This is a genomic window from Alphaproteobacteria bacterium US3C007, from assembly GCA_034423775.1.
GTDB classification, from domain to species: domain Bacteria; phylum Pseudomonadota; class Alphaproteobacteria; order Rhodobacterales; family Rhodobacteraceae; genus Thalassovivens; species Thalassovivens spotae.
On the sequence record CP139918.1, the window covers coordinates 1,138,208 to 1,158,882 of the forward strand.

Below are 20,675 nucleotides of genomic sequence, written 5' to 3' on the forward strand. Positions count from 1 at the left end.
TCATTCTGCTGCGATCCCTTCCATGTGATCTTCCAAAGCATCCGCTGCGGATTGCAACGCCGCCAATGTTTCGGCATCGGGCTGCCAATAGGCGCGATCGCTGGCTTCAAGCAATCGATTGGCCATGCGCGAGCTGGCCGTGGGGTTCAGCTCTGCCAAACGATTGCGCATCGCTTCATCGAGCACAAACGTTTCGCTAATGCGCTGATACACCCAAGGGTCTACTTGGCCCGTGGTTGCCGACCAACCCAATGTATTGGTCACATGCGCTTCAATCTGGCGCACGCCTTCTGAGCCATGGCTTAACAGCGCTTCGTAAAATTTCGGGTTGAGCGAGCGCGAACGGGTTTCCAAAGCCACTTGATCCGACAAGGTGCGGACCTTTCCAGATCCGCGGGTTTGATCGCTTATATAGACCGCAACTTCTTGACCACGGGCGCGCTTAACCGCCCGCGAAATACCACCCAAAGTGTCAAAATAATGATCCACCGTGGTCACGCCAAGCTCAACACTTTCTAGATTTTGATAAGCCAAATCAACGTCTTTCAACGCTTTTTGCAGCAGGCCATGGTTTTTATGCGCTTTTCCATTCACCCCATAGGCGAAGCTTTTGCGCGCCTCATACGCATCGGCCAACTCATCTTCATCGCCAAAAGCCGAGCTATCGACCAGCTGATTCACATTCGAGCCATAAGCGCCTTCGGCATTTGAAAACACCCGCAAGGCGGCGGTTTCCAAATCAACCTCCATATCGGCGGCATATTTCAACGCATGCGCTCGGATGAAATTCATCTCTAACGGCTCATCTGCCTGCGCGGCCTTAAACGCCGCCTCAGCCAGCAATTTGGTTTGCAAAGGCAACAGATCCCTAAAAATCCCCGACAGCGTCATAATCACGTCAATCCGCGGGCGCCCCAACTCGCTCAACGGAATGAGATCCGCCCCAGATAAGCGGCCAAAACTGTCAAATCGCGGCTGCGCACCCATGAGGGCCAAGGCCTGAGCGATCGGCGCGCCGTCAGATTTAATATTATCAGAACCCCACAGCACCAGAGCCACGCTGCGCGGCAATTCAGGATGCGTTTCGAGCAAAATTTGCGCTTGCTTGAAGCCGTCACGACAGGCGAATTCGGTCGGCATACGGAACGGATCAAACGCATGAATATTGCGCCCTGTGGGCAAAATATCGGTTGAGCGGATCAAATCGCCCCCAGGCACGGGCGCGATAAACCGCCCCGATAGGGCGCGCATTAAGGCCGGCAATTCGTGATCTTCTTGCAGCATTTGATCGACCTGCGCGCGGCGGGCCGGATCAACGCCATCCAGCAAGCCTAAATACCCCGCCCGCGCGGCATCCGAAAACGGTTTTCCAACGATATGCAAACCTTCGGGGATCAGCGCATCTTCGGTTTCAAGCAGGTTCAGCCATAATTCTTCCGCTTTTCTACCGGCCATATCCACAGCCGCGGCCTGCTCATTAATCAAGGCTTCAAGGTCGCCAGCTTGCGCATCATCTGGATCCATTTCACGCCAACGGGTTAAGCTGTCTTTAAGTTCGGACAAGCCCTTATAAAGCCCGCTTTGCGCCAAAGGTGGGGTGAGATGCGTTACCGTCACAGCCCCCGAGCGCCGTTTGGCCAGCGACGCCTCAGAGGGATTGTTTGACGCATAAAGATAAACATTGGGCATTTCGCCAATCAGGCGATCCGGCCAATCCTGCGCACCCAAACCCGCCTGTTTCCCCGGCATGAATTCAAGCGCGCCATGCATGCCAAAATGCAGCACCACATCGGCTTTAAAAGTGTTGCGCATCCAAAGATAAAAAGTTGCAAACGCGTGGGTTGGTGCGAAGCCTTTTTCGAATAAAAGCCGCATCGGATCACCCTCATAGCCAAAGGCGGGCTGCACACCGACAAACACTTTTCCAAGCTGCACACCCAGCACGAAAACGCCGCGCCCATCCGATTGTATGCGCCCCGGTGCAGGGCCCCAGACCGCCTCAATGGCTTTCAAAGGCGGCGTTGAGCGCACAATCTCTTCGGCGCTGACAATCGCCTCAACATTGGCTTCTTGACCATATTGCTTAGCATTACCCTCCAACACTGCCGCACGCAGATGGGCAACCGTTTCGGGAAGCGCAACATCATACCCGTCAGCTTTCATTTGCATCAGCGTGTTTTGCAAAGATTCAAAGACATCCAAATAGGCCGCGGTGCCCGTGGCGCCCGCATTGGGCGGAAACCCAAATAGCACAATCGCAACATTTTTATCGTGATTACGCTTTTGGCGCAGCCGCGCAGCGCGCAGGGTTTTCTCAGCCAAACTGTCAATCCGCTCGTGGCAGGGGGCCATAGCGCGCGATTGCGCGGCCGCCTGACATTTGTGCAAACAACCCTGACATCCCTCGGGCCCATGCCGGCCCGCAAAAACGGTTGGGCAAGTAGCTCCATCAAGCTCGGGCAGGGCGATCAGCATTGTGGTTTCAATCGGGCCAAGGCCCTGCTCGGCATTGGCCCACTGCCCCAAGGTTTGAAATTCAAGCGGATGCGCCGCAATATAAGGCACATCCAAATTTTCCAGCAAAGCAATCGCGGCTTGTGAGTTATTATAGGCAGGCCCACCAACAAGCGAAAACCCGGTTAACGAGACCATCGCATCAATCTGTACGCCTGCAGTGCCCTGAAAATAACCTTCAATCGCCGGGCGCGCATCCAACCCCCCCGCAAAGGCCGGTATCACCTTTAAACCATTGGCTTCAAAGTTTCGAATAACTGCATCATAATGTGCCGTATCATCGCTTAATACGTAAGAGCGCATCAACAGCAAACCAACCGTGGCCACGGGCTTTTGGGGCACCGGAAGCGCCGTTATATCCGTGGTCATTTTGCCGGGCAGATCGGGGTGATACAGCCCCACCTCGGGATAATCTTCCGGCGGCGCTGCAGCGCAGTTCTGCCACGCCTCGATACGGCAATAACGCGAAATCAAAAACCGCAGCATCGATTCGATATTGGTGTCGGACCCGCCCAACCAATATTGCATCACCATGAACCAAGCCCGCAAATCTTGAGCTTTGCCGGGAATATATTTCAAGATCTTTGGCAAACGCCGCAGCATCCGCATTTTGCTTTCGCCATTTTGCGAAGACGGCTTGCTGGACCCGCGCAGCCTTTTTAACAACGCCATCGTGCCCGAGGCAGGCGCCAACATATCCAGCGCGCCCATCCGCGTCAGCTTGACAATCGCAGCATCTGAAATCACCCCAGCCATCGCATCACAGCCAGCGCGCCGCGCCTCTAGGCTGGGTAAAATAGCCTGAACATGCTCTTCCAGAAACAACAAATTAACCAGAATGATATCGGCCGTTGCGATGGCGGCTTTTGCCTCAACCAAGGCCTGTGGGTTTTCACCCCATTCCGCCGCTGCGTGCACGTCAACGCTTAAGCCGGGAAAATCCGCCAAAAGCCGCGCCGCGGCGCGATCACAAGGGCCCGCAGAATGCGCATCCAGCGTGATAACAACCACGCGATACCCAACCGGGAGGCCACTTATGCCAGTTTCATTGCGCATAATGGGCTTTTGCCTCGTATAGCGTGTCAATCGAGATTTCTTGAACCCCGCGCGACGCCGCATAAGTTTCTGTATTGCGACGGGCTTTGCCGCGGACAAAAAACGGAATTTTTTTCAACTCTTTTTCGGCCTCTATCAGCCAAATGGTCTGCGTTTCTGCCGCGTGCACAGCGCCCGCTTCAACCGCCGCTGGCTGAGAATCACCGACTGCGCGCGAAGTCGACTGGGGTTTATCTGCAACGCCATGGCCGCCGTGGTGGCTGGCCCCCGCCGCGTCATTGAATTCAAAATCATCGCGGAACATATGCAGCAAATGCTCTTCAAGGCCCATTACAAGTGGATGCACCCATGTATCAAAGATCACATTCGCACCTTCAAACCCCATTTGCGGGGAATAACGGGCGGGAAAATCCTGCACATGCACGGGCGCCGAAATTACCGCGCAAGGAATGCCCAGACGCTTGCCAATATGGCGCTCCATCTGGGTGCCCAAAATCATTTCAGGCGCCAATGCTTCGATCTGCTGTTCGACTTCCAGATAATCATCCGTGATCAACGCATCCAACCCGAAAGACTTGGCCAAAGCCCGCATGGGGCGCGCCATCTCGCGGTTGTAACAGCCCATGCCAACCACCTCAAAACCCATTTCATCGCGGGCGATTCGCGCCGCAGCCATCGCATGCGTGCCATCGCCAAAAATAAACACCCGCTTGCCAGTCAGATAGGTGCTGTCAACCGAGGCGGAATACCAGGGCAGACGCAAGCGGCTGTCATCCACCACCGGATCCAGCCCGGTGATCTGCGCAACTTCCGCGATAAAATCACGCGTAGCACCTACGCCAATAGGGACAATTTTGGTATAGGGCTGGCCCAATTCACGCTCGAGCCAACGCGCCGCCATTTCGCCCGTTTCAGGATACATCAGCACGTTGAAATGCGCCGCGCCAAGGCGCTTAATATCAGACGGGCTTGAGCCCATGGGCGCCACAACATTAACGCTGATGCCCATATCAGAAAGCAACCCGCTGATTTCGGCAATATCATCGCGATGGCGAAAACCAAGCCCGGTGACTCCAATCAGATTACAACTGATCTGCGCACTGCGATCAATTGGCTTGGCCAAAGCCTTAACGATCTGAAAAAACGTTTCATCTGCACCAAAATTTTCTTTGCGCTGATAGCTGGGCAATTCAAGCGGAATAACCGGCACAGGCAGACCCATGGTTTCCGCCATTCCACCCGGATCATCTTGGATCAATTCGGCCGTACAAGAGGCACCAACAATCAAGGCCTCGGGCTGAAAACGGTCATAAGCGTCCTGACAGGCTGTTTTAAACAGATTGGCCGTATCAGCGCCCAAATCGCGCGCTTGAAAGGTGGTATAGGTCACCGGTGGGCGGTGATCACGGCGCTCGATCATTGTGAACAGCAAATCGGCATAAGTATCGCCCTGCGGGGCATGCAACACGTAATGCAAGCCCTTCATCCCTGTAGCAACGCGCATCGCGCCAACATGGGGCGGGCCTTCATATGTCCACACCGTCAGCTTCATTCGGCAGCCTCACGGCGCAAAATGGCGCGGCGGCGCAGCGGGCGCGAGAATAAGCCCGCCAAATCGCCCGCTTGTTCGTAAAAATGCACCGGCGTAAACACCAGCTCGATCGCCCATTTGGTGGTCAAGCCCTCGGCCTCCAACGGATTGGCCAGCCCAAGCCCGCAAACGGTCAAATCCGCGCGCGCCTCAAGCGCGCGATCAAGCTGCAGATCCACATCTTGACCCTCAGACAAAATTGGCCCCGCCTCCATCAAATCAAGATCAGGACCGACCAGTGATTTATGAATATAAGGCGCCCCAACCTCAATCGCCCTCATGCCGCATTCGCGGGTGAGAAAACGAGCCAGAGGTATTTCAAGCTGGCTATCGGGAAAGAAGAACACCGTTTTGCCAGACAATTGCGCCGCCGCTTGCGATACCGCCTTTTCTGCGCGGGCTTTAGGCGCGGCGATTACTTGCTCAAACAAAGCTGGATCAACGCCAAATTCGGCTGCGATCACGCGCAGCCAAGCGGTTGTACCTTCAGCGCCAAATGGAAAAAGCGCGGGCAAATGCCGCGCGCCGCGACGCTCTAATTCTGCATGCGTGTCCCCCAAAAAGGGTTGCGTCAGCGCAAATACCGTGTTCTCCCCAACGCAAACCCGATGATTTACCGTGCTCGCCGGCAAAACCGATACATTTTGAATGCCCAGCGCAGAAAGCAAGCCCCGCATTTGATCTTCGACCACATCCGGCAGCGCACCCACCACCAATAATTCACGCTGATCGGTTTGCTCCAAAACCGGTACCATCGCCGCAAGGCACGCATCCTCGCCTTGCGTGAAGGTTGTTTCAATGCCCGAACCAGAGAAATTTATCACCCGCACGGAAGGCGCGAACTTTTGCGTCAAACGCTCTGCGGCTTTGGCAAGATCCAACTTGATCACTTCGGAGGGACATGAGCCGACCAAAAACAATTGCTTGATATCTGGACGGCGCGACAACAAGCGGTTGACCTCGCGATCCAGTTCATCCTGCGCATCCGCCATGCCTGCCAGATCGGTTTCTTCAAGAATCGCCGTGCCAAATCTGGGTTCGGCAAAAATCATCACGCCCGCCGCGCTTTGCAGCAAATGTGCGCAGGTGCGAGAGCCAACCACCAAAAAGAAGGCATCCTGCATTTTGCGATGCAGCCAAATGATCGAGGTCAACCCGCAAAACACCTCACGCTGTCCACGCTCTTTAAGAATCGGTGCGTCCCGACAGCTTTGAATGGGCCCATCAGGCATGTTGCACCTCCGGTGTCATATCAAGCCGCGCAGCGCGCAATTTTAGCAAGAATTGCGCGGCGTTCAGCACATAAATAAAATATGCTGCAATCGCCAACCACATCAGGCTTTCAGGCCCCATCATCCCGGTGAAAAGACCATATAAATAAAGTGTGTGAAGAAAAATAACGGCAAAGCTAACCATATCTTCCCAGAAAAAAGCCGGAGCCAGTAAATACTGGCCAAACACAACTTTTTCCCAAATCGCTCCAGTGACCATTATCAGGTATAAAATGGCTGTTTTTAGCAGAATCGAAGCATTAGCCGCCCCATAGCCGTCGCCGGTTGAAAGATAGCGCAGCACCAAAGCCAAAGAGATCAAAAACACCACGAATTGAATAGGCGCAAGAACGCCTTGCACCAAAGTCCATTTGGTCGCATCGCGTCTTGCACGCTGCGCCGCGGTATAAAGCGGCTGGCGTGTATTTGGCCCCGACATGAGGGACATTTGGATCTCCTTATAGGCTCTCTCCCCCCCAATTTACGTTCTTATTATGAAAAGTGTCAATTAAAACTTACAAGTAGAGGGCTGGGTGACAAATCTTTGTTACAGTTCATCATAATGATATAATTCATGTATAAGCCTGCATGCCGCCAAACATACATAAAACATAGCCAAAAAGTGCATAACACCGGTGAAGCCGGCTGGTGTTCATCTTCCAAGTTGATCCCAAACATCCATTTTCTTTGACATTTACTTCGTTTTAGAAAAAACTAGCAATGTGTCGCATGCAGTGAGCAAACCTTTGCTGCCATAAATGCGGCACTGGGGGGTACGAAAATGTCCAAACATGAAGAGGCAGGATCAAGAAAAGGATCCGCTCTGGTGTCTAATTTGGCGCAACGCGTTTTGCACGAACTCGGACAAAAAGCCCCCGCAGAAGCGCGTGAGCAAATCCAGAAAACCGCGCATTGGCTGGCGGTTACTTGCAGCACTCCTGGATCTTATTCGCATGAGGCAATGCTTAAGGCTTTAATGCAAAAAGGTGTTTCGAACGAATTATTAATCGATGTATGTATCCCAGAGGCTGCCCGTACGCTGGGAGCGGGCTGGAATGACAACACGCGCAGCTTTGGTCAGGTTTCGCTGGGCACAGTCCGTCTGCAAGGGTTGGTGCAAGAGCTGAGTGCACAGTGGAAATTTACCCCGGTTATCCATGACCAACCAAGCGTTTTGGTGGCAATTTGTGGCGATGAGGATCATATATTGGGCCCGCTGGTTCTAAGCGATCAGCTACGGCGGCTTGGGTATTCGGTCAAGCTGCTGCTCGGCGCAACCGAGAAAGACGTGCATGATAATATCGAAACTGGCTTTTTCGACATGGTGATGTTTTCGTGTTCAAGCGTCGTGTCCCTTGATAATGTGGCGAAAGTTGTTAAATCACTACGCCAAGAGATAAGCGATCCACCCATATTATTACTGGGCGGAGCCGTTTTGGGCCACGCGCCCGAAATTGAAAAGTTAGTGGCGGTAGATGTGATTGCTTCAGGTTTAACAGATGCGTTGGAACAGCTCGAAAGCGGGCAAGTCGTAAAAGCCGGCAAAACTAAAGCTAAGGTGTCTGGATGAAAAACAGCGGCACAAAACTCTGGGATTTTGGCTCTATTCCAATGATCGAGCCAGAATATCTGGGCAGTATTTTAGCCGCTGCCTCGGATATTGCTTTGGTGGTAACCCTTAAAGGCAAAGTATTGTCGGTGCTTGTCAATGACAATGATCGAAGCTTGGGAAATCTCTCGCATTGGGAACAGCGAAAAATCCACGATTTCCTTACCACTGAAAGCATTCCGAAACTTGAAGCCGTTTTTGCCCAATTCGCGAGCGGGCAGAATGTTTTGCATCCTGTCGAGCTTAACCATCGCGACAACGCGATTTGGCAATTTCCCGTTTCCTACAGCATTCACCGGCTAGGAGATGCCGATACACTGCTTATGCTTGGCCGCGACCTTAGTTCTACCGCAGAGACACAACAGCAATTGGTTAAGGCCCAATTGGCGATCGAGCGCGGATATGAAGAACGCCGCGATTTCGATGCCCGCTACCGCATGCTGTTGGCGACGATGCAAGAACCAGTGGTGTTTGTTTCTGCAAATGATGGGCGGATCAAGGATATAAACGCAGCCGCGATTAACTTATTCGGCCAAAACACCAATGAACTGGAAGGCAGCGTTTTCTCGCAATTGTTCAAGAACCGCCGCCGCGGTGAATTCCAAGACGCCCTGCTGGCCATTTCATCAAAAGATCAAAATTCTGATATGACCGTCGAAGATGTGAAGCTGGGCCGGCGCTTCAAAATTAAAGCCTCGTTGTTCCGGGCCTCGGGCGAGCGGCTTTTGATTTGCCGCCTGATCAGCGAAAATGACACGTCTTTAAAGGATGATATAACAACTCAGAATCTTTTATCGCTTTATAACCTGGGAACCGATGGCATCGTATTCACCTCGGCAAATGGATTTATCGAAGCGGCCAATGAAGGCTTTCTTGATTTGATAAACACCGCCAATCTGGGTGATATCAAAGGCCGCAGCCTGAGCGAATTTTTGGCCCGCGGTCAAATTGATCTGGCTGTTATGCTCGAAAATGTCACGCGGTCTGGCCAAGTACGCGTTTACGCCACCAAGTTGCAAAATGCGGTTGGCAGCAAGCTTGGCATTGAAGTGTCGGTGGTAAGGTTACCAAGCGACGCGCGCGAAACGATGGCGTTTGTGATCAGAGACACCAACCGTTTTGAAGAAAACCCAGCGCCGGCGATCACCTCTGAGGATTTCAGCCAATCTAATGTGGCAGAATTGGTAGGCTCGTCTACCCTGCGCGAAATCGTGGGTGAAACAACCGATATGATCGAAAAAATCTGTATTGAAACAGCGATAGAGCTGACTCAAAACAACCGCGCAGCTGCGGCTGAAATGTTGGGATTATCGCGGCAAAGCCTCTACGTAAAACTGCGCAAGTTTGATCTTTTAGCCAGAGACCGCCCGTCATAATTTAAAAACGCGCCCCTAGCCAGTATCAACCTGCCTCTGCGGGCGGGTTTTTCTTGCGTTGCGATAAGTTGTAAGTCAAACTAGACATATGACTGTTGCGCAAGATTTACAGCTGGCGAAAAAACCACATCCGCTGGCGGCTCTGGAATTGATCAAACCCATCACATGGTTTCCGCCTATGTGGGCCTTTGGCTGCGGCGTGATCTCTTCGGGAATGCCGCTTCTACAGAATATATGGCTTATCCTGTTGGGAATCGTTTTATCCGGACCAATTGTCTGCGGGATGAGCCAAGCTGCCAATGATTGGTGCGACCGGCATGTCGATGCGATCAATGAACCCTATCGCCCGATCCCCTCAGGGCGGATTCCCGGCGCATGGGGCTTGTGGATTGCACTGGCAATGTCAGCGCTTTCGCTCTTCGTTGGCTGGTGTTTGGGAATCTGGGGCTTTGCCGCCACAATTCTTGGTGTTTTGGCGGCTTGGGCTTATTCCGCCGAACCAATCCGCCTTAAAAAATCGGGCTGGTGGGGGCCGGGCCTGGTTGGCCTGTGCTATGAGGGCCTGCCTTGGTTCACCGGGGCTGCGGTGATGTCAACCGCGCTGCCAGATCCAAAAATCATTCTTGTGGCCACGCTTTATGCGTTGGGCGCGCATGGCATTATGACCTTGAACGATTTCAAAGCGCTTGAGGGCGATCGTCAAACCGGTTTACGTTCTTTGCCCGTTACGCTGGGGCCAAAGCGCGCAGCGCATATCGCCTGTTGGATCATGTTAGTTCCGCAGCTAGCGGTGGTGATTCTGCTGATGCTTTGGGCGGTGCCTAATGCCTATCCGGCGGCGATCACAGCCTTAATCTTGGGCCAGCTTTGGGCGATGCGGGTGATGCTGCGCGATCCTAAAGCAAAAGCGCCTTGGTATAATGGCACCGGAGTGATGATGTATGTCAGCGGCATGTTAATCACCGCTTTTGCGCTGCGCTTCCTTGGGGGGGCCTTGTAATGCTTAGTTGGATATCGATCTTACGATTGGGATTGGTGCAAATGTGCCTTGGAGCGATCGTGGTGCTGATGACCTCGACCTTGAACCGATTAATGGTGGTTGAACTGGCGTTGCCGGCGCTTTTACCAGGTTTTTTGGTTGCGCTGCATTATGGCATTCAAATCACCCGGCCAAATTGGGGATTTCGTTCAGATAAGGGCGGCCAGCGCAGCAGTTGGATTATTGGCGGGATGGTGATTTTGGCTTTCGGAGGGCTTGCGGCAGCGGCCGCCATACCTCTGCTCGAGCAAAATTTTGGATGGGGCTTGTTTCTATCCGTGATCGCCTACAGCGCTATCGGATTAGGTGTTGGCGCGTCTGGAACCTCGTTATTGGCTTTATTGGCAACAGCCACAGCACCGCGCCGCCGCGCCGCCGCCGCCACAATCACATGGCTGATGATGATCGCCGGTATTGCAATCACAGCCGGCGTTGCCGGCAGCCTGTTAGACCCATATTCCCATTTACTTTTGCTCAAAATCGTTGCAACCGTCAGCGCCGGCGCGGTTCTTTTAACCCTAATCGGGATTTGGGGCATCGAGCGCGGATTAACCCGCCAGGCCGAAGCTTCTCACACACCATTTTTAGAAGGGCTAAAGGAAGTTTGGGCCGAAGATAAAGCCCGAAAGTTCACGGTTTTTGTGTTCTTATCAATGACCGCCTATTTCATGCAGGAGTTGATTCTTGAACCCTATGCTGGGCTGGTATTCGGCTTTAGCCCAGGCCAATCTACCAGCTTATCAGGGGCCCAGAATGGGGGCGTCTTCTTGGGCATGCTCTGCGTTGGACTGGCCTGTACGGGTTTGACGCTTGGCAGTCTGCGCAGCTGGGTGATCGGCGGTTGCCTCGGATCAGCGTTAAGCTTAAGCGCGATCGCAGCGCTTGGACTTGAGGGCAGTGCCGCGCAATTGACCGCGGCGGTTATCGCGCTTGGCGTCTTCAACGGTATGTTTGCTGTTGCGGCAATCGGCTCGATGATGTCGCTTGCCGGCGCAGGGCGCGGGGCGCGCGAAGGCACGCGGATGGGGCTTTGGGGCGCCGCGCAAGCCATCGCCGCAGGATTTGGCGGGCTGTTTGGCGCCGCAGCAGCAGATGCGATGCGGTTATGGATGGCCTCACCCGCCAGCGCATTTGGCAGCGTGTTTCTATTTGAGGCCGCGCTGTTCGTTCTGGCTGCGGCTATGGCGGCAAAAACCATCGAACACAAACCAATCGCACAGAATTTAGTACCGGGAGAATAATCATGTTTGACGTCGTGGTAATTGGAGGCGGACCTTCGGGTGCAACAGCCGCAGAGGATTTAGCGCGCAGCGGCCGAAAGGTTGCCCTGCTAGATCGCGCGGGCCGGATCAAGCCCTGTGGCGGCGCTGTACCCCCGCGCCTGATCAGTGATTTTCGCATTCCTGACTCGCAAATCGTGGCTAAAATCACCACCGCACGGATGGTGTCACCCACGCAAAGATCCGTCGATATTCCGATAGAAAACGGCTATGTTGGTATGGTAGACCGCGAGTTTTTTGATGAATTTCTTCGAAAACGTGCGGCAAAGGCGGGCGCGCAGCGTCTGACCGGCGTCTTTCAAAAAATCATCCGCGATGGCGAGAAAACCCAAGTTCAATATCGTGATCGCGACACTGGCGCCGAAACGCTTTTAGAAACAAAACTGGTTATTGGCGCGGATGGCGCACGCTCTTCGGTGGCCCGCGCAGAAGTGCCCGATGGCGAAAAAATTCCTTATGTCATTGCCTATCACGAAATTATCGAAGCCCCCAAACCCAACGCCACCTATGACCCTATGCGCTGCGATGTGATTTATGATGGCGATATATCACCCGATTTTTACGGCTGGGTGTTTCCCCATGGCGGCTCTGCCAGCGTCGGGATGGGCACCGGGCTTGACGGGTTTGATCTGAAAGATGCCACCGCTAAATTGCGCCGGGCTGCCGGTTTAGAAGCCTGCAAAACGATTCGAAAAGAAGGGGCGCCCATTCCGTTAAAGCCACTTGATCGATGGGATAATGGCCGCGATGTGGTGCTGGCAGGTGACGCCGCCGGAGTTGTGGCGCCCAGTTCTGGAGAAGGGATTTATTATGCCATGGTCGGGGGGCAAGTGGCCGCCACCGCCGCCAGCGCCTTTTTGAAAACCGGGCGTGTAAAGGATTTAAAACTGGCCCGCTCTTTGTTCATGCGCGAACATAAAACGGTGTTTCGCGTATTGGCCTCAATGCAAAACGCCTATTATCGCTCAGATGAACGGCGCGAAAGATTCGTATCGCTTTGCCATGATGTTGATGTTCAAAAACTGACATTTGAAGCCTATATGAATAAGAAGCTTGTGCAGGCGCGCCCGCTGGCACATGTGAAAATAGGCCTAAAAAACCTTGCCCATTTAACCGGGCTTGTAGGAGCAAATCGCATATGAGCTTAATGATCCCGGCCTGGGTAAACGGCGTATTAACCCCCGTGGAAAAGCTAGAAGCCCATGAAAAAGGGCTTAAACACAAAGCGATTTCGGTATTTATGATCTGCAACGGCAAGATCCTTATCCAAAGGCGGGCTTTGGAAAAATATCACACGCCCGGGTTATGGGCCAATACGTGCTGCACGCATCCTTTGTGGAATGAGGCCCCAGAAGATTGCGCAATGCGGCGCATGAAAGAAGAACTGGCCATTGAAAATATTCAACTGATCTATCGGGATCGCATCGAATATCGTGCAGATGTGGGCAATGGCTTGATCGAGCATGAGGTTGTAGATTTGTTTATAACCCATGTGGATGCGCCGCCCCCGATGGCCGCAAACCCAGATGAGGTGATGGATCTGCGCTGGGTCGAATATCACGATCTTTTGGCAGAAGTTCAGCGCTGGCCCAGTCGGTTTACGCCCTGGCTGCGGATCTATCTAGATCAGCACTCGGATCGGATTTTTAGCCCCGATATGGTTCGGGCTATGGCCTAAGGCAAAATTGCGCCAATGTATCATAGGCCGGCATGGCCTGATCGGCCAACGCCTTCAAATGATCCGGTAAATCCGGAAGAGGCTCTGCTTCTGCGGCGCTAAATCCAGTTGAGCGATGCACGGCCCCATACCAATGCGCTGCCCAAACCCCATCGCATGACATACCGCCCGCTGGCCAGCTTAGCATAGCAGGGTCAAAGCCAAGCTCCAACGCGGCGCAAAGGCGGCGCAAGGCGCGCTCTGGGTTTAATAAAATATCGGCGCTATCGATCACCAAAGGGGTTTGACCCTGCGCCCGAAGCCCCTCAAACAACGATTCTTGTTGTAAAAATCCTAGATCCGCCAGCGTTGGATTTTCATATTTACGCGCAAAGCTGGCCACCACGCGCATTGGGTGCCGGATCAAAAACACATTCTCAACCTCGCGCATCCAATCGCGGGGAATTTCCGGAATCATATGCTGGGTCATATGCTTGTGATACATATGGCGATGCGGCGGGCCGATCGGCGCCAACAAGGCTTTCACCACCTCTGCCGGATCTTGCGCCTGGCTGGCCAAAATTTCTTTAACCATCGGATGCTTTAAACCCGACAACTTCAAATAGGCGGCGTAAAACGGCTCATCCACCGCCGAAAAATCTACCCGATTAGCAAACGCATACATCAGCGCCGTTGATAAGTTGCGTGGCCCCGACCAGACAGCAAGCCGCATCAGGCGAATTCTTTCGATATTAAATCTTTATAAAGGCTTCGTATTTTCTGCGTGACCGGCCCGATATTCCCGGTTCCTATCTGGCGTTTATCCACTTCGCTCACCGGTGTTTGGGCGCCAAACGTACCCGTCAGAAACGCCTCATCCGCCCCATAAACATCCACCAATGAAAAATTGCGCTGATGAACCGGAATAGTGTTATGCTGACAAATCTCAATCACCTTTTGCCGCGTGATACCATTCATGCAGTAATCACCCGTGCTGGTCCAAACTTCGCCCTTGCGCACGATAAAGAAATTGCAGGCATTGGTGGTGTTTACGAATCCATGCACATCCAACATCAGCGCTTCATCCGCCCCGGCTTTTTCCGCTGCAATACAAGCAAGAATGCAATTTAACTTGGAATGCGAGTTTAATTTTGGATCCTGTGTCATCGGCAAGCCGCGTAGATGCGGCACCGTGGCAAGGCGCACGGGGCGCGCCAATTTTGGCCGCGAATGCTCCATAATAATCACGAAAGTCGGCCCCGAGCGCGACAAAGACGGATGTTGAAAGGGGCGGTGTTTCACCCCGCGCGTGACCATCAACCGCGCATGGGCATCAGACTGCATGTGATTGGCTGATTGTGTCTCTAACAAGGCAGTTTTTACGCCTTGGCGATCTAATCCAATGTCAAGATCAATGGCTTTGGCCGCTTCAAATAACCGATCAAGATGCAGATCCAAATAAGCCCAATGGCCATTGTAAAGCCGCAAGCCTTCCCAGATACCATCCCCCAACATAAATCCGCTATCATAGACGCTGACCACCGCCTGCGATTTTGGCACAAGAGCGCCGTCAACATAGATCAAAATGTGATCATTGCGCGCATCCTCTTCGGCCTGATGCGTGGTTTGTGCGTCATCCATGGCGCGATGCCCCCTCGCCTGCTTTGCAAGCTGCCAAAACAGCCATGTTCAGAATATCTGTTGCTGTGGAAACCGACGCGCATATTTGTATGGATTGATCCACGCCCGTAAGAATTGGTCCGATCACCGTGGCGCCAGCCATTTCCTGCATCAGTTTCACCGATATGCTTGCCGAATGGCGTGCTGGCACCACCAAGATGTTGGCCGGCCCAGTCAGCCGCGAAAACGGATAATGCGCCTGCGCTTGCGTATTCAGCGCCACATCAACGGTCATCTCGCCTTCATATTCGAAATCAACGCCGCGCGCATCCAGCACTTTCGGGGCTAAAGCAAGCTTTTCAGCCCGCTCTGATACGGGATAGCCAAATGTGGAAAAGCTCACAAATGCCACGCGCGGCTCTAGGCCGAAGTCGCGGGCCACATCAGCGGCGCGTTCTGCAATATTTGCCAGATCCTCGGCTTCGGGCCATTCATGCACCAAAGTATCCGCGATCAAAACGATCCGACCCTTATGCAACAGCGCCGTCACCCCCGCCGCCCCATGTTCGGCATCTGCGTCAAAAACATGGTTGAGCAGCCCCATCACATGCGCTGATTTGCGCGTTACCCCCGTCACCAAACCATCGCCATGGCCATGCGCCAGCATCAAAGCAGAGAAAACATGACGGTCGCGGGTTGCCAGGCGGTGAATATCGGCATTGTCAAAACCTTTGCGTTGCAAACGCTCGAACAAGAAGGATTTATACGCATCAAGATGCTCGGTATTAGCGGCATTCACAACGTCAAGCTCTTGCACGGCATCGCCCATCCCGGCCGCATCAAGCTTCGCCGCAACATCATGCTGGCGGCCCACCACCAACGCTTTACCAAATCCCGAGCGCTGATACATCACCGCGGCGCGCAACACCCGCGGATCATCGCCCTCGGCAAAGATCATCCGAGCCTGCGCGACGCGCGCGCGCTCGGTTATTCCGCGCAAAATGCTGGCGGTTGGATCCATCCGGGTTTTCAGCGACAGCTCATAACCTTCCATATCGATAATCGGGCGCCGCGCGGCCCCGGTATCAATACCCGCTTTCGCCACTGCAGGCGGTATGCGATAAATAAGCCGCGGATCAAACGGAGTTGGAATGATATACTCCCGGCCAAAGGTTAATTTTTGTCCATAGGCCATCGCCACTTCATCAGGTACATCCTCGCGGGCCAGCGCGGCCAAAGCCTGCGCGCAGGCTATTTTCATTTCATCATTAATCGCGCGCGCATGGATGTCTAAAGCCCCGCGAAATAAATATGGAAACCCTAAAACATTATTCACCTGATTGGGGTAATCGCTGCGCCCTGTGGCAACGATTGCGTCTTTGCGCACGGCATGGGCCTCTTCCGGTGTGATTTCCGGATCCGGATTGGCCATCGCGAAAATCACCGGGTTTGGCGCCATTGATGCCAGCATTTGCGGTGTGACTGCGCCTTTCACCGAAACCCCCAAAAACACATCGGCATTTTGCATCACCTGATCAAGGCTGCGGCTTTCTGTTTTCACCGCATGGGCCGATTTCCACTGGTTCATCCCCTCGGTACGGCCTTGATAAATCACACCTTTGGAATCGCAGACAAAACAATTTTGGTGCTTTGCACCCATCGATTTAAGCAATTCGATACAGGCAATTCCAGCCGCACCAGCGCCGTTTAAAACAATTTTGACATCTTCGATCTTCTTCTTGCTGATATGCAGGGCATTGATTAGGCCTGCGGCACAAATCACCGCGGTTCCATGCTGGTCATCATGGAAAACCGGGATATCCATTTCCTCTTTCAAGCGCTGTTCAATGATAAAACATTCCGGCGCCTTGATATCTTCGAGATTGATACCGCCAAAACTAGGGCCCATTAACTTCACCGCTTTGCAAAACGCATCGGGATCCTCTGTATCCAGCTCAATATCGATGCTGTTCACATCGGCGAACCGTTTGAACAGAACCGATTTACCTTCCATCACAGGTTTGCTGCCCAGCGCGCCAAGATTACCCAACCCCAAAACCGCCGTGCCATTTGAAATAACCGCAACCAAATTGCCTTTATTTGTATAATCATAGGCAAGCTCAGGGTTCTCGGCGATGGCTTCACAAGGCACCGCAACGCCAGGTGAATAGGCGAGCGATAAATCACGTTGGGTCATCATCGGAACCGTGGCAGATACCTCCCATTTTCCCGGGGTTGGTTCGAGATGAAAGGCCAACGCCTCTTCCCGCGTGATTTTCATTTTCGCCATTTTGCACCCTTTTGCGTATGAACCACTGTTATCATGCGTTTTTTAGCACACATCAAGATCGTTTTCGGCTTTCCCCTCGCGCTGCCTAAAGATACGCTGGAGGGCAAGGTAAAACCCTAAGGAGACAAACCCGTGACGCCGATGATGGCCCAATATCTTGACATCAAGGCACAATATCCTGAGGCCCTGCTGTTTTATCGCATGGGTGATTTTTATGAGTTGTTTTTTGAAGATGCAGTGGCGGCTGCAGAAGCGCTGGATATTGCCCTCACCAAACGCGGCAAACATCTCAACGCGGATATTCCAATGTGCGGGGTGCCGCATCACGCCTCAGAAGGGTATTTGCTGACGCTGATCCGAAAAGGCTTTCGTGTGGCGGTTTGCGAGCAGATGGAAAGCCCTGCCGAGGCAAAAAAGCGGGGCAGTAAATCGGTTGTAAAGCGCGACGTGGTGCGCCTTGTAACACCTGGAACACTAACCGAAGACAGCTTGCTTGAGGCGCGGCGGCATAATTTTCTGGCCTCATTTGCGCAGATACGCGATGCCTCAGCGCTGGCTTGGGTGGATATTTCTACTGGTGATTTTAGCGTCAGCACCCTGCCTTTGGTATTGCTGGGGCCCGAATTGGCGCGGCTGGCACCTTCAGAGGTACTTTTATCGGAAAAGTCTTTTCAAGATTTAGAAACTCTCATTGAGGAAAGCGGCGCGGCACCGACGCCGATCAGCGCCAGCAGTTTTGACAGCACATCGGCAGAAAACCGGCTGCTCAAAACGTTTAAACTGGCCACGCTTGATTCGCATGGAGGGTTTTCAAGGGCGGAATTATCAGCCTTGGGTGCGATTGTTGATTATCTAGACATCACGCAAAAAGGCAGCCTGCCGCTGTTGCAACCGCCAAAACGCCATATCAGCGCGACAACCATGCAAATAGATGCCGCAACGCGGCGCAATCTTGAACTTACGCATGCGCTCTCAGGCACACGAAATGGCTCTTTATTGGCAACTATTGATCAAACATTAACCGCCGCTGGCGGTAGATTGCTTGAGCACCGCATCGGCTCTCCTTCGCTTGATATTGACGTTTTGAACAATCGACAAAACGCCATTTCCGCGTTGATCGCGCATAGCCCAGTGCTGGATAAATTACGCGGGCATTTGCGCCATATTCCAGACGTGGCGCGGGCGCTCTCGCGGCTGGCCTTAAACCGCGGTGGACCAAGAGATTTAGGAAGCATCCGCAGCGCGCTGCACCAAGCCGAAGCGATCGCTGATGTGATGCAAACAAGCCCTTTATGCCCCGAATTAGAATCGGTTCACGAGAAACTGATGGGGCATGCCAGTTTAATCGAGCTGTTGTCAAAAGCATTGAACGAAGATCTCCCCTTGCTGTTGCGTGATGGGGGTTTCGTCGCCGCGGGTTTTGAGCCTGATTTGGACCATGCCCGGCATTTGCGCGACGAAGGCCGCGGGGTGATTGCGCAGATGCAGGCCGAGTATAGTAGCTTGGCCGAAATCGCTTCGTTGAAAATCAAACATAATAACGTTTTGGGCTATTTCATCGAAACCACCGCGACCCATGCAGATAAAATGCTGCGGCCGCCTTTGTCAGAAACCTTCATCCACCGGCAGACCACAGCCAACCAAGTGCGCTTTACCACCGTCAACCTGTCAGAGATTGAGACCAAAATTTTAAATGCCGGGGGGCAGGCAAGCGAGATTGAGGCCAAAATCTTCGCGCAGCTCTGCGCAGAGATTCTTGACCACTCAGAAAGCCTTTATGGATTGGCCACCGCTTTGGCAGAACTCGACGTAGCAGCAGCACTCGCACATCTTGCGCAGCAACAAAATTGGGTGCGCCCTGTGGTGGATAACAGCCGGGCCTTCGCCATTGAAGGCGGGCGCCATCCGGTTGTGGAGCGCGCGTTAAGGTCCAGTGGCCAGCATTTTATCGCCAATGATTGCGATCTATCTGACGGCGCGGTTCGCCTTTTAACCGGCCCAAATATGGCTGGTAAATCCACGTTTTTAAGACAAAATGCGCTGATTGCGGTCTTGGCACAGATGGGCAGTTTTGTGCCGGCAAGCAGCGCCCATATTGGGGTGGTCAGTCAATTGTTCAGCCGCGTCGGTGCATCTGATGATTTGGCGCGTGGGCGATCCACTTTTATGGTGGAAATGGTCGAAACCGCTACGATTTTAAATCAGGCCGATGCAAAAGCGCTGGTGATCTTAGATGAAATTGGCCGTGGCACGGCAACCTATGACGGGCTGTCCATCGCATGGGCAACGCTCGAGCATCTGCATGATGTGAACCAATCGCGGGCGCTATTCGCAACCCATTATCATGAGCTCACAGCCCTGTCCGGCAAATTAGACAGGGTTGAAAATGCCACTGTTGCGGTAAAAGAATGGCACGGCGATGTAATCTTTTTACACGAGGTACGCCAAGGGGCTGCAGATCGCTCTTACGGGGTGCAAGTGGCACAATTGGCAGGCCTTCCCTTAGTGGTGGTTGAGCGCGCGCGGGTGGTTTTGGACGCTTTGGAAAAAGGCGAGCGCGAAGCGGGAAGTACCGGCCGGCAAGCCGTTATTGACGACTTACCGTTGTTTTCGCGCAGCCCTGCAGCGCTGTCCCCCCCGCAAGCCACCGTATCACCTGCTTTGGAAATGCTCGAGACGCTGCATCCAGATGAATTGACACCAAAAGAAGCGCTTCAAAAACTATATGAGTTAAAGGCCGCGGCAAAACCAACAGGCTAATGGCTTTGCCGCCGGCACACCGCTTTAGGATGCAGGGGTCGAGGAAACACCAACCTGCGAGGGACGTAGCAACCGATCGTGCAACATGAAGCCTTCTGCGGATACCTGAATAATATCACCGGCTTTTGTGCCCGGAACTGGAGCTTCAAACATGGCTTGGTGCAGCTGCGGATCAAAGCGATCGCCAACTTGCGGTGAAATAGGCTGAATGCCGTGCTTTTTAAAGACGTTCAACAATTCCCGCATCGTCAACTCGACGCCTTCGATCAGCGCCGCCGCGGCCTCTTTTTGCTCGTCACCAGCGGCTTCAACCGCCCGTTTCATATTGTCATAAACGGGCAGTAAATCACGTGCCATTTTCGAACCACCGTAATTTTCGGCCTCGCGGCGATCTTTGTCAGCCCGTTTGCGCGAATTTTCGGCATCCGCCAAGGCGCGCATGAAACGGTCGCGATACTCATCCCGCTCAGCGGTTACAGCGGCCAATTCATCAACCTCATCGGTTTGCGCATCCTCTTGAGTTATATCGATCAGCTCTTCCTCAAGCGCATCCTCTGCCTCTTGCATTTGATCAATATCATCCAAAAATTCTTCTGCTTTTGGCTCTTCCAT

General features: G+C 53.3%; 15 protein-coding genes. 7 read left to right on the plus strand and 8 right to left on the minus strand.

What is annotated here, in order from left to right; genetic code table 11:
* Genes UM181_05560 through bchF form a run of 4 tightly spaced genes read right to left on the minus strand, consistent with a single transcriptional unit; the run spans position 1 to position 6,880 of the window.
* Positions 1–3,570: a magnesium chelatase subunit H gene (locus UM181_05560; GenBank protein WQC64066.1), complete on the minus strand. Its 3,570-nt coding sequence runs from the start codon at positions 3,568–3,570 to the stop codon at positions 1–3.
* Positions 3,560–5,122: a ferredoxin:protochlorophyllide reductase (ATP-dependent) subunit B gene (gene bchB / locus UM181_05565; GenBank protein WQC64067.1), complete on the minus strand. Its 1,563-nt coding sequence runs from the start codon at positions 5,120–5,122 to the stop codon at positions 3,560–3,562. The genes UM181_05560 and bchB overlap by 11 nt, the downstream gene beginning before the upstream one ends.
* On the minus strand, positions 5,119–6,393 hold the full coding sequence (locus tag UM181_05570; protein WQC64068.1) for a ferredoxin:protochlorophyllide reductase (ATP-dependent) subunit N: 1,275 nt from the start codon (positions 6,391–6,393) through the stop codon (positions 5,119–5,121). The genes bchB and UM181_05570 overlap by 4 nt, the downstream gene beginning before the upstream one ends.
* Complete coding sequence (gene bchF / locus UM181_05575) at positions 6,386–6,880, minus strand: 2-vinyl bacteriochlorophyllide hydratase (GenBank protein WQC64069.1); 495 nt, start codon at positions 6,878–6,880, stop codon at positions 6,386–6,388. The genes UM181_05570 and bchF overlap by 8 nt, the downstream gene beginning before the upstream one ends.
* Before the next feature lie 333 nt (positions 6,881–7,213).
* On the opposite strand from bchF, the gene UM181_05580 reads away from it, so the two are divergent.
* The 6 genes from UM181_05580 (at position 7,214) to idi (ending at position 13,414) form a co-directional block, all read left to right on the plus strand.
* Complete coding sequence (locus tag UM181_05580) at positions 7,214–8,002, plus strand: cobalamin B12-binding domain-containing protein (protein ID WQC64070.1); 789 nt, start codon at positions 7,214–7,216, stop codon at positions 8,000–8,002.
* The gene (ppsR, locus tag UM181_05585; protein ID WQC64071.1) at positions 7,999–9,417 is read left to right on the plus strand and encodes a transcriptional regulator PpsR; all 1,419 of its coding nucleotides are present in this window, start codon (positions 7,999–8,001) and stop codon (positions 9,415–9,417) included. The genes UM181_05580 and ppsR overlap by 4 nt, the downstream gene beginning before the upstream one ends.
* Before the next feature lie 88 nt (positions 9,418–9,505).
* Complete coding sequence (gene chlG / locus UM181_05590) at positions 9,506–10,417, plus strand: chlorophyll synthase ChlG (protein ID WQC64072.1); 912 nt, start codon at positions 9,506–9,508, stop codon at positions 10,415–10,417.
* On the plus strand, positions 10,417–11,697 hold the full coding sequence (locus UM181_05595) for a BCD family MFS transporter (protein WQC64073.1): 1,281 nt from the start codon (positions 10,417–10,419) through the stop codon (positions 11,695–11,697). The genes chlG and UM181_05595 overlap by 1 nt, the downstream gene beginning before the upstream one ends.
* Positions 11,698–11,699: 2 nt before the next feature.
* A complete protein-coding gene (locus UM181_05600) occupies positions 11,700–12,878 on the plus strand; it encodes a geranylgeranyl diphosphate reductase (GenBank protein ID WQC64074.1) in 1,179 nt (392 codons plus the stop codon).
* Positions 12,875–13,414, plus strand: coding sequence for an isopentenyl-diphosphate Delta-isomerase (idi, locus tag UM181_05605; protein ID WQC64075.1), 540 nt, complete (start codon positions 12,875–12,877; stop codon positions 13,412–13,414). Before UM181_05600 ends, idi begins: the two co-directional genes overlap by 4 nt.
* Here idi and UM181_05610 read toward each other — a convergent pair.
* From UM181_05610 to UM181_05620, 3 genes are read right to left on the minus strand one after another with little or no spacing between them, the layout of a single operon-like run.
* On the minus strand, positions 13,404–14,126 hold the full coding sequence (locus tag UM181_05610; GenBank protein ID WQC64076.1) for an HAD family hydrolase: 723 nt from the start codon (positions 14,124–14,126) through the stop codon (positions 13,404–13,406). The two genes, idi and UM181_05610, sit on opposite strands and share 11 nt — an antisense overlap.
* Complete coding sequence (locus UM181_05615; protein ID WQC64077.1) at positions 14,126–15,034, minus strand: aminotransferase class IV; 909 nt, start codon at positions 15,032–15,034, stop codon at positions 14,126–14,128. The genes UM181_05610 and UM181_05615 overlap by 1 nt, the downstream gene beginning before the upstream one ends.
* Entirely contained in the window at positions 15,027–17,303 is a 2,277-nt protein-coding gene (locus UM181_05620) for an NADP-dependent malic enzyme (GenBank protein WQC64078.1), read from the minus strand. Before UM181_05620 ends, UM181_05615 begins: the two co-directional genes overlap by 8 nt.
* A 141-nt stretch (positions 17,304–17,444) precedes the next feature.
* On the opposite strand from UM181_05620, the gene mutS reads away from it, so the two are divergent.
* A complete protein-coding gene (gene mutS / locus UM181_05625) occupies positions 17,445–20,063 on the plus strand; it encodes a DNA mismatch repair protein MutS (protein WQC64708.1) in 2,619 nt (872 codons plus the stop codon).
* 24 nt (positions 20,064–20,087) lie between these two features.
* On the opposite strand, the gene UM181_05630 is transcribed toward mutS, so the two are convergent.
* The gene (locus UM181_05630) at positions 20,088–20,675 is read right to left on the minus strand and encodes a nucleotide exchange factor GrpE (GenBank protein WQC64079.1); all 588 of its coding nucleotides are present in this window, start codon (positions 20,673–20,675) and stop codon (positions 20,088–20,090) included.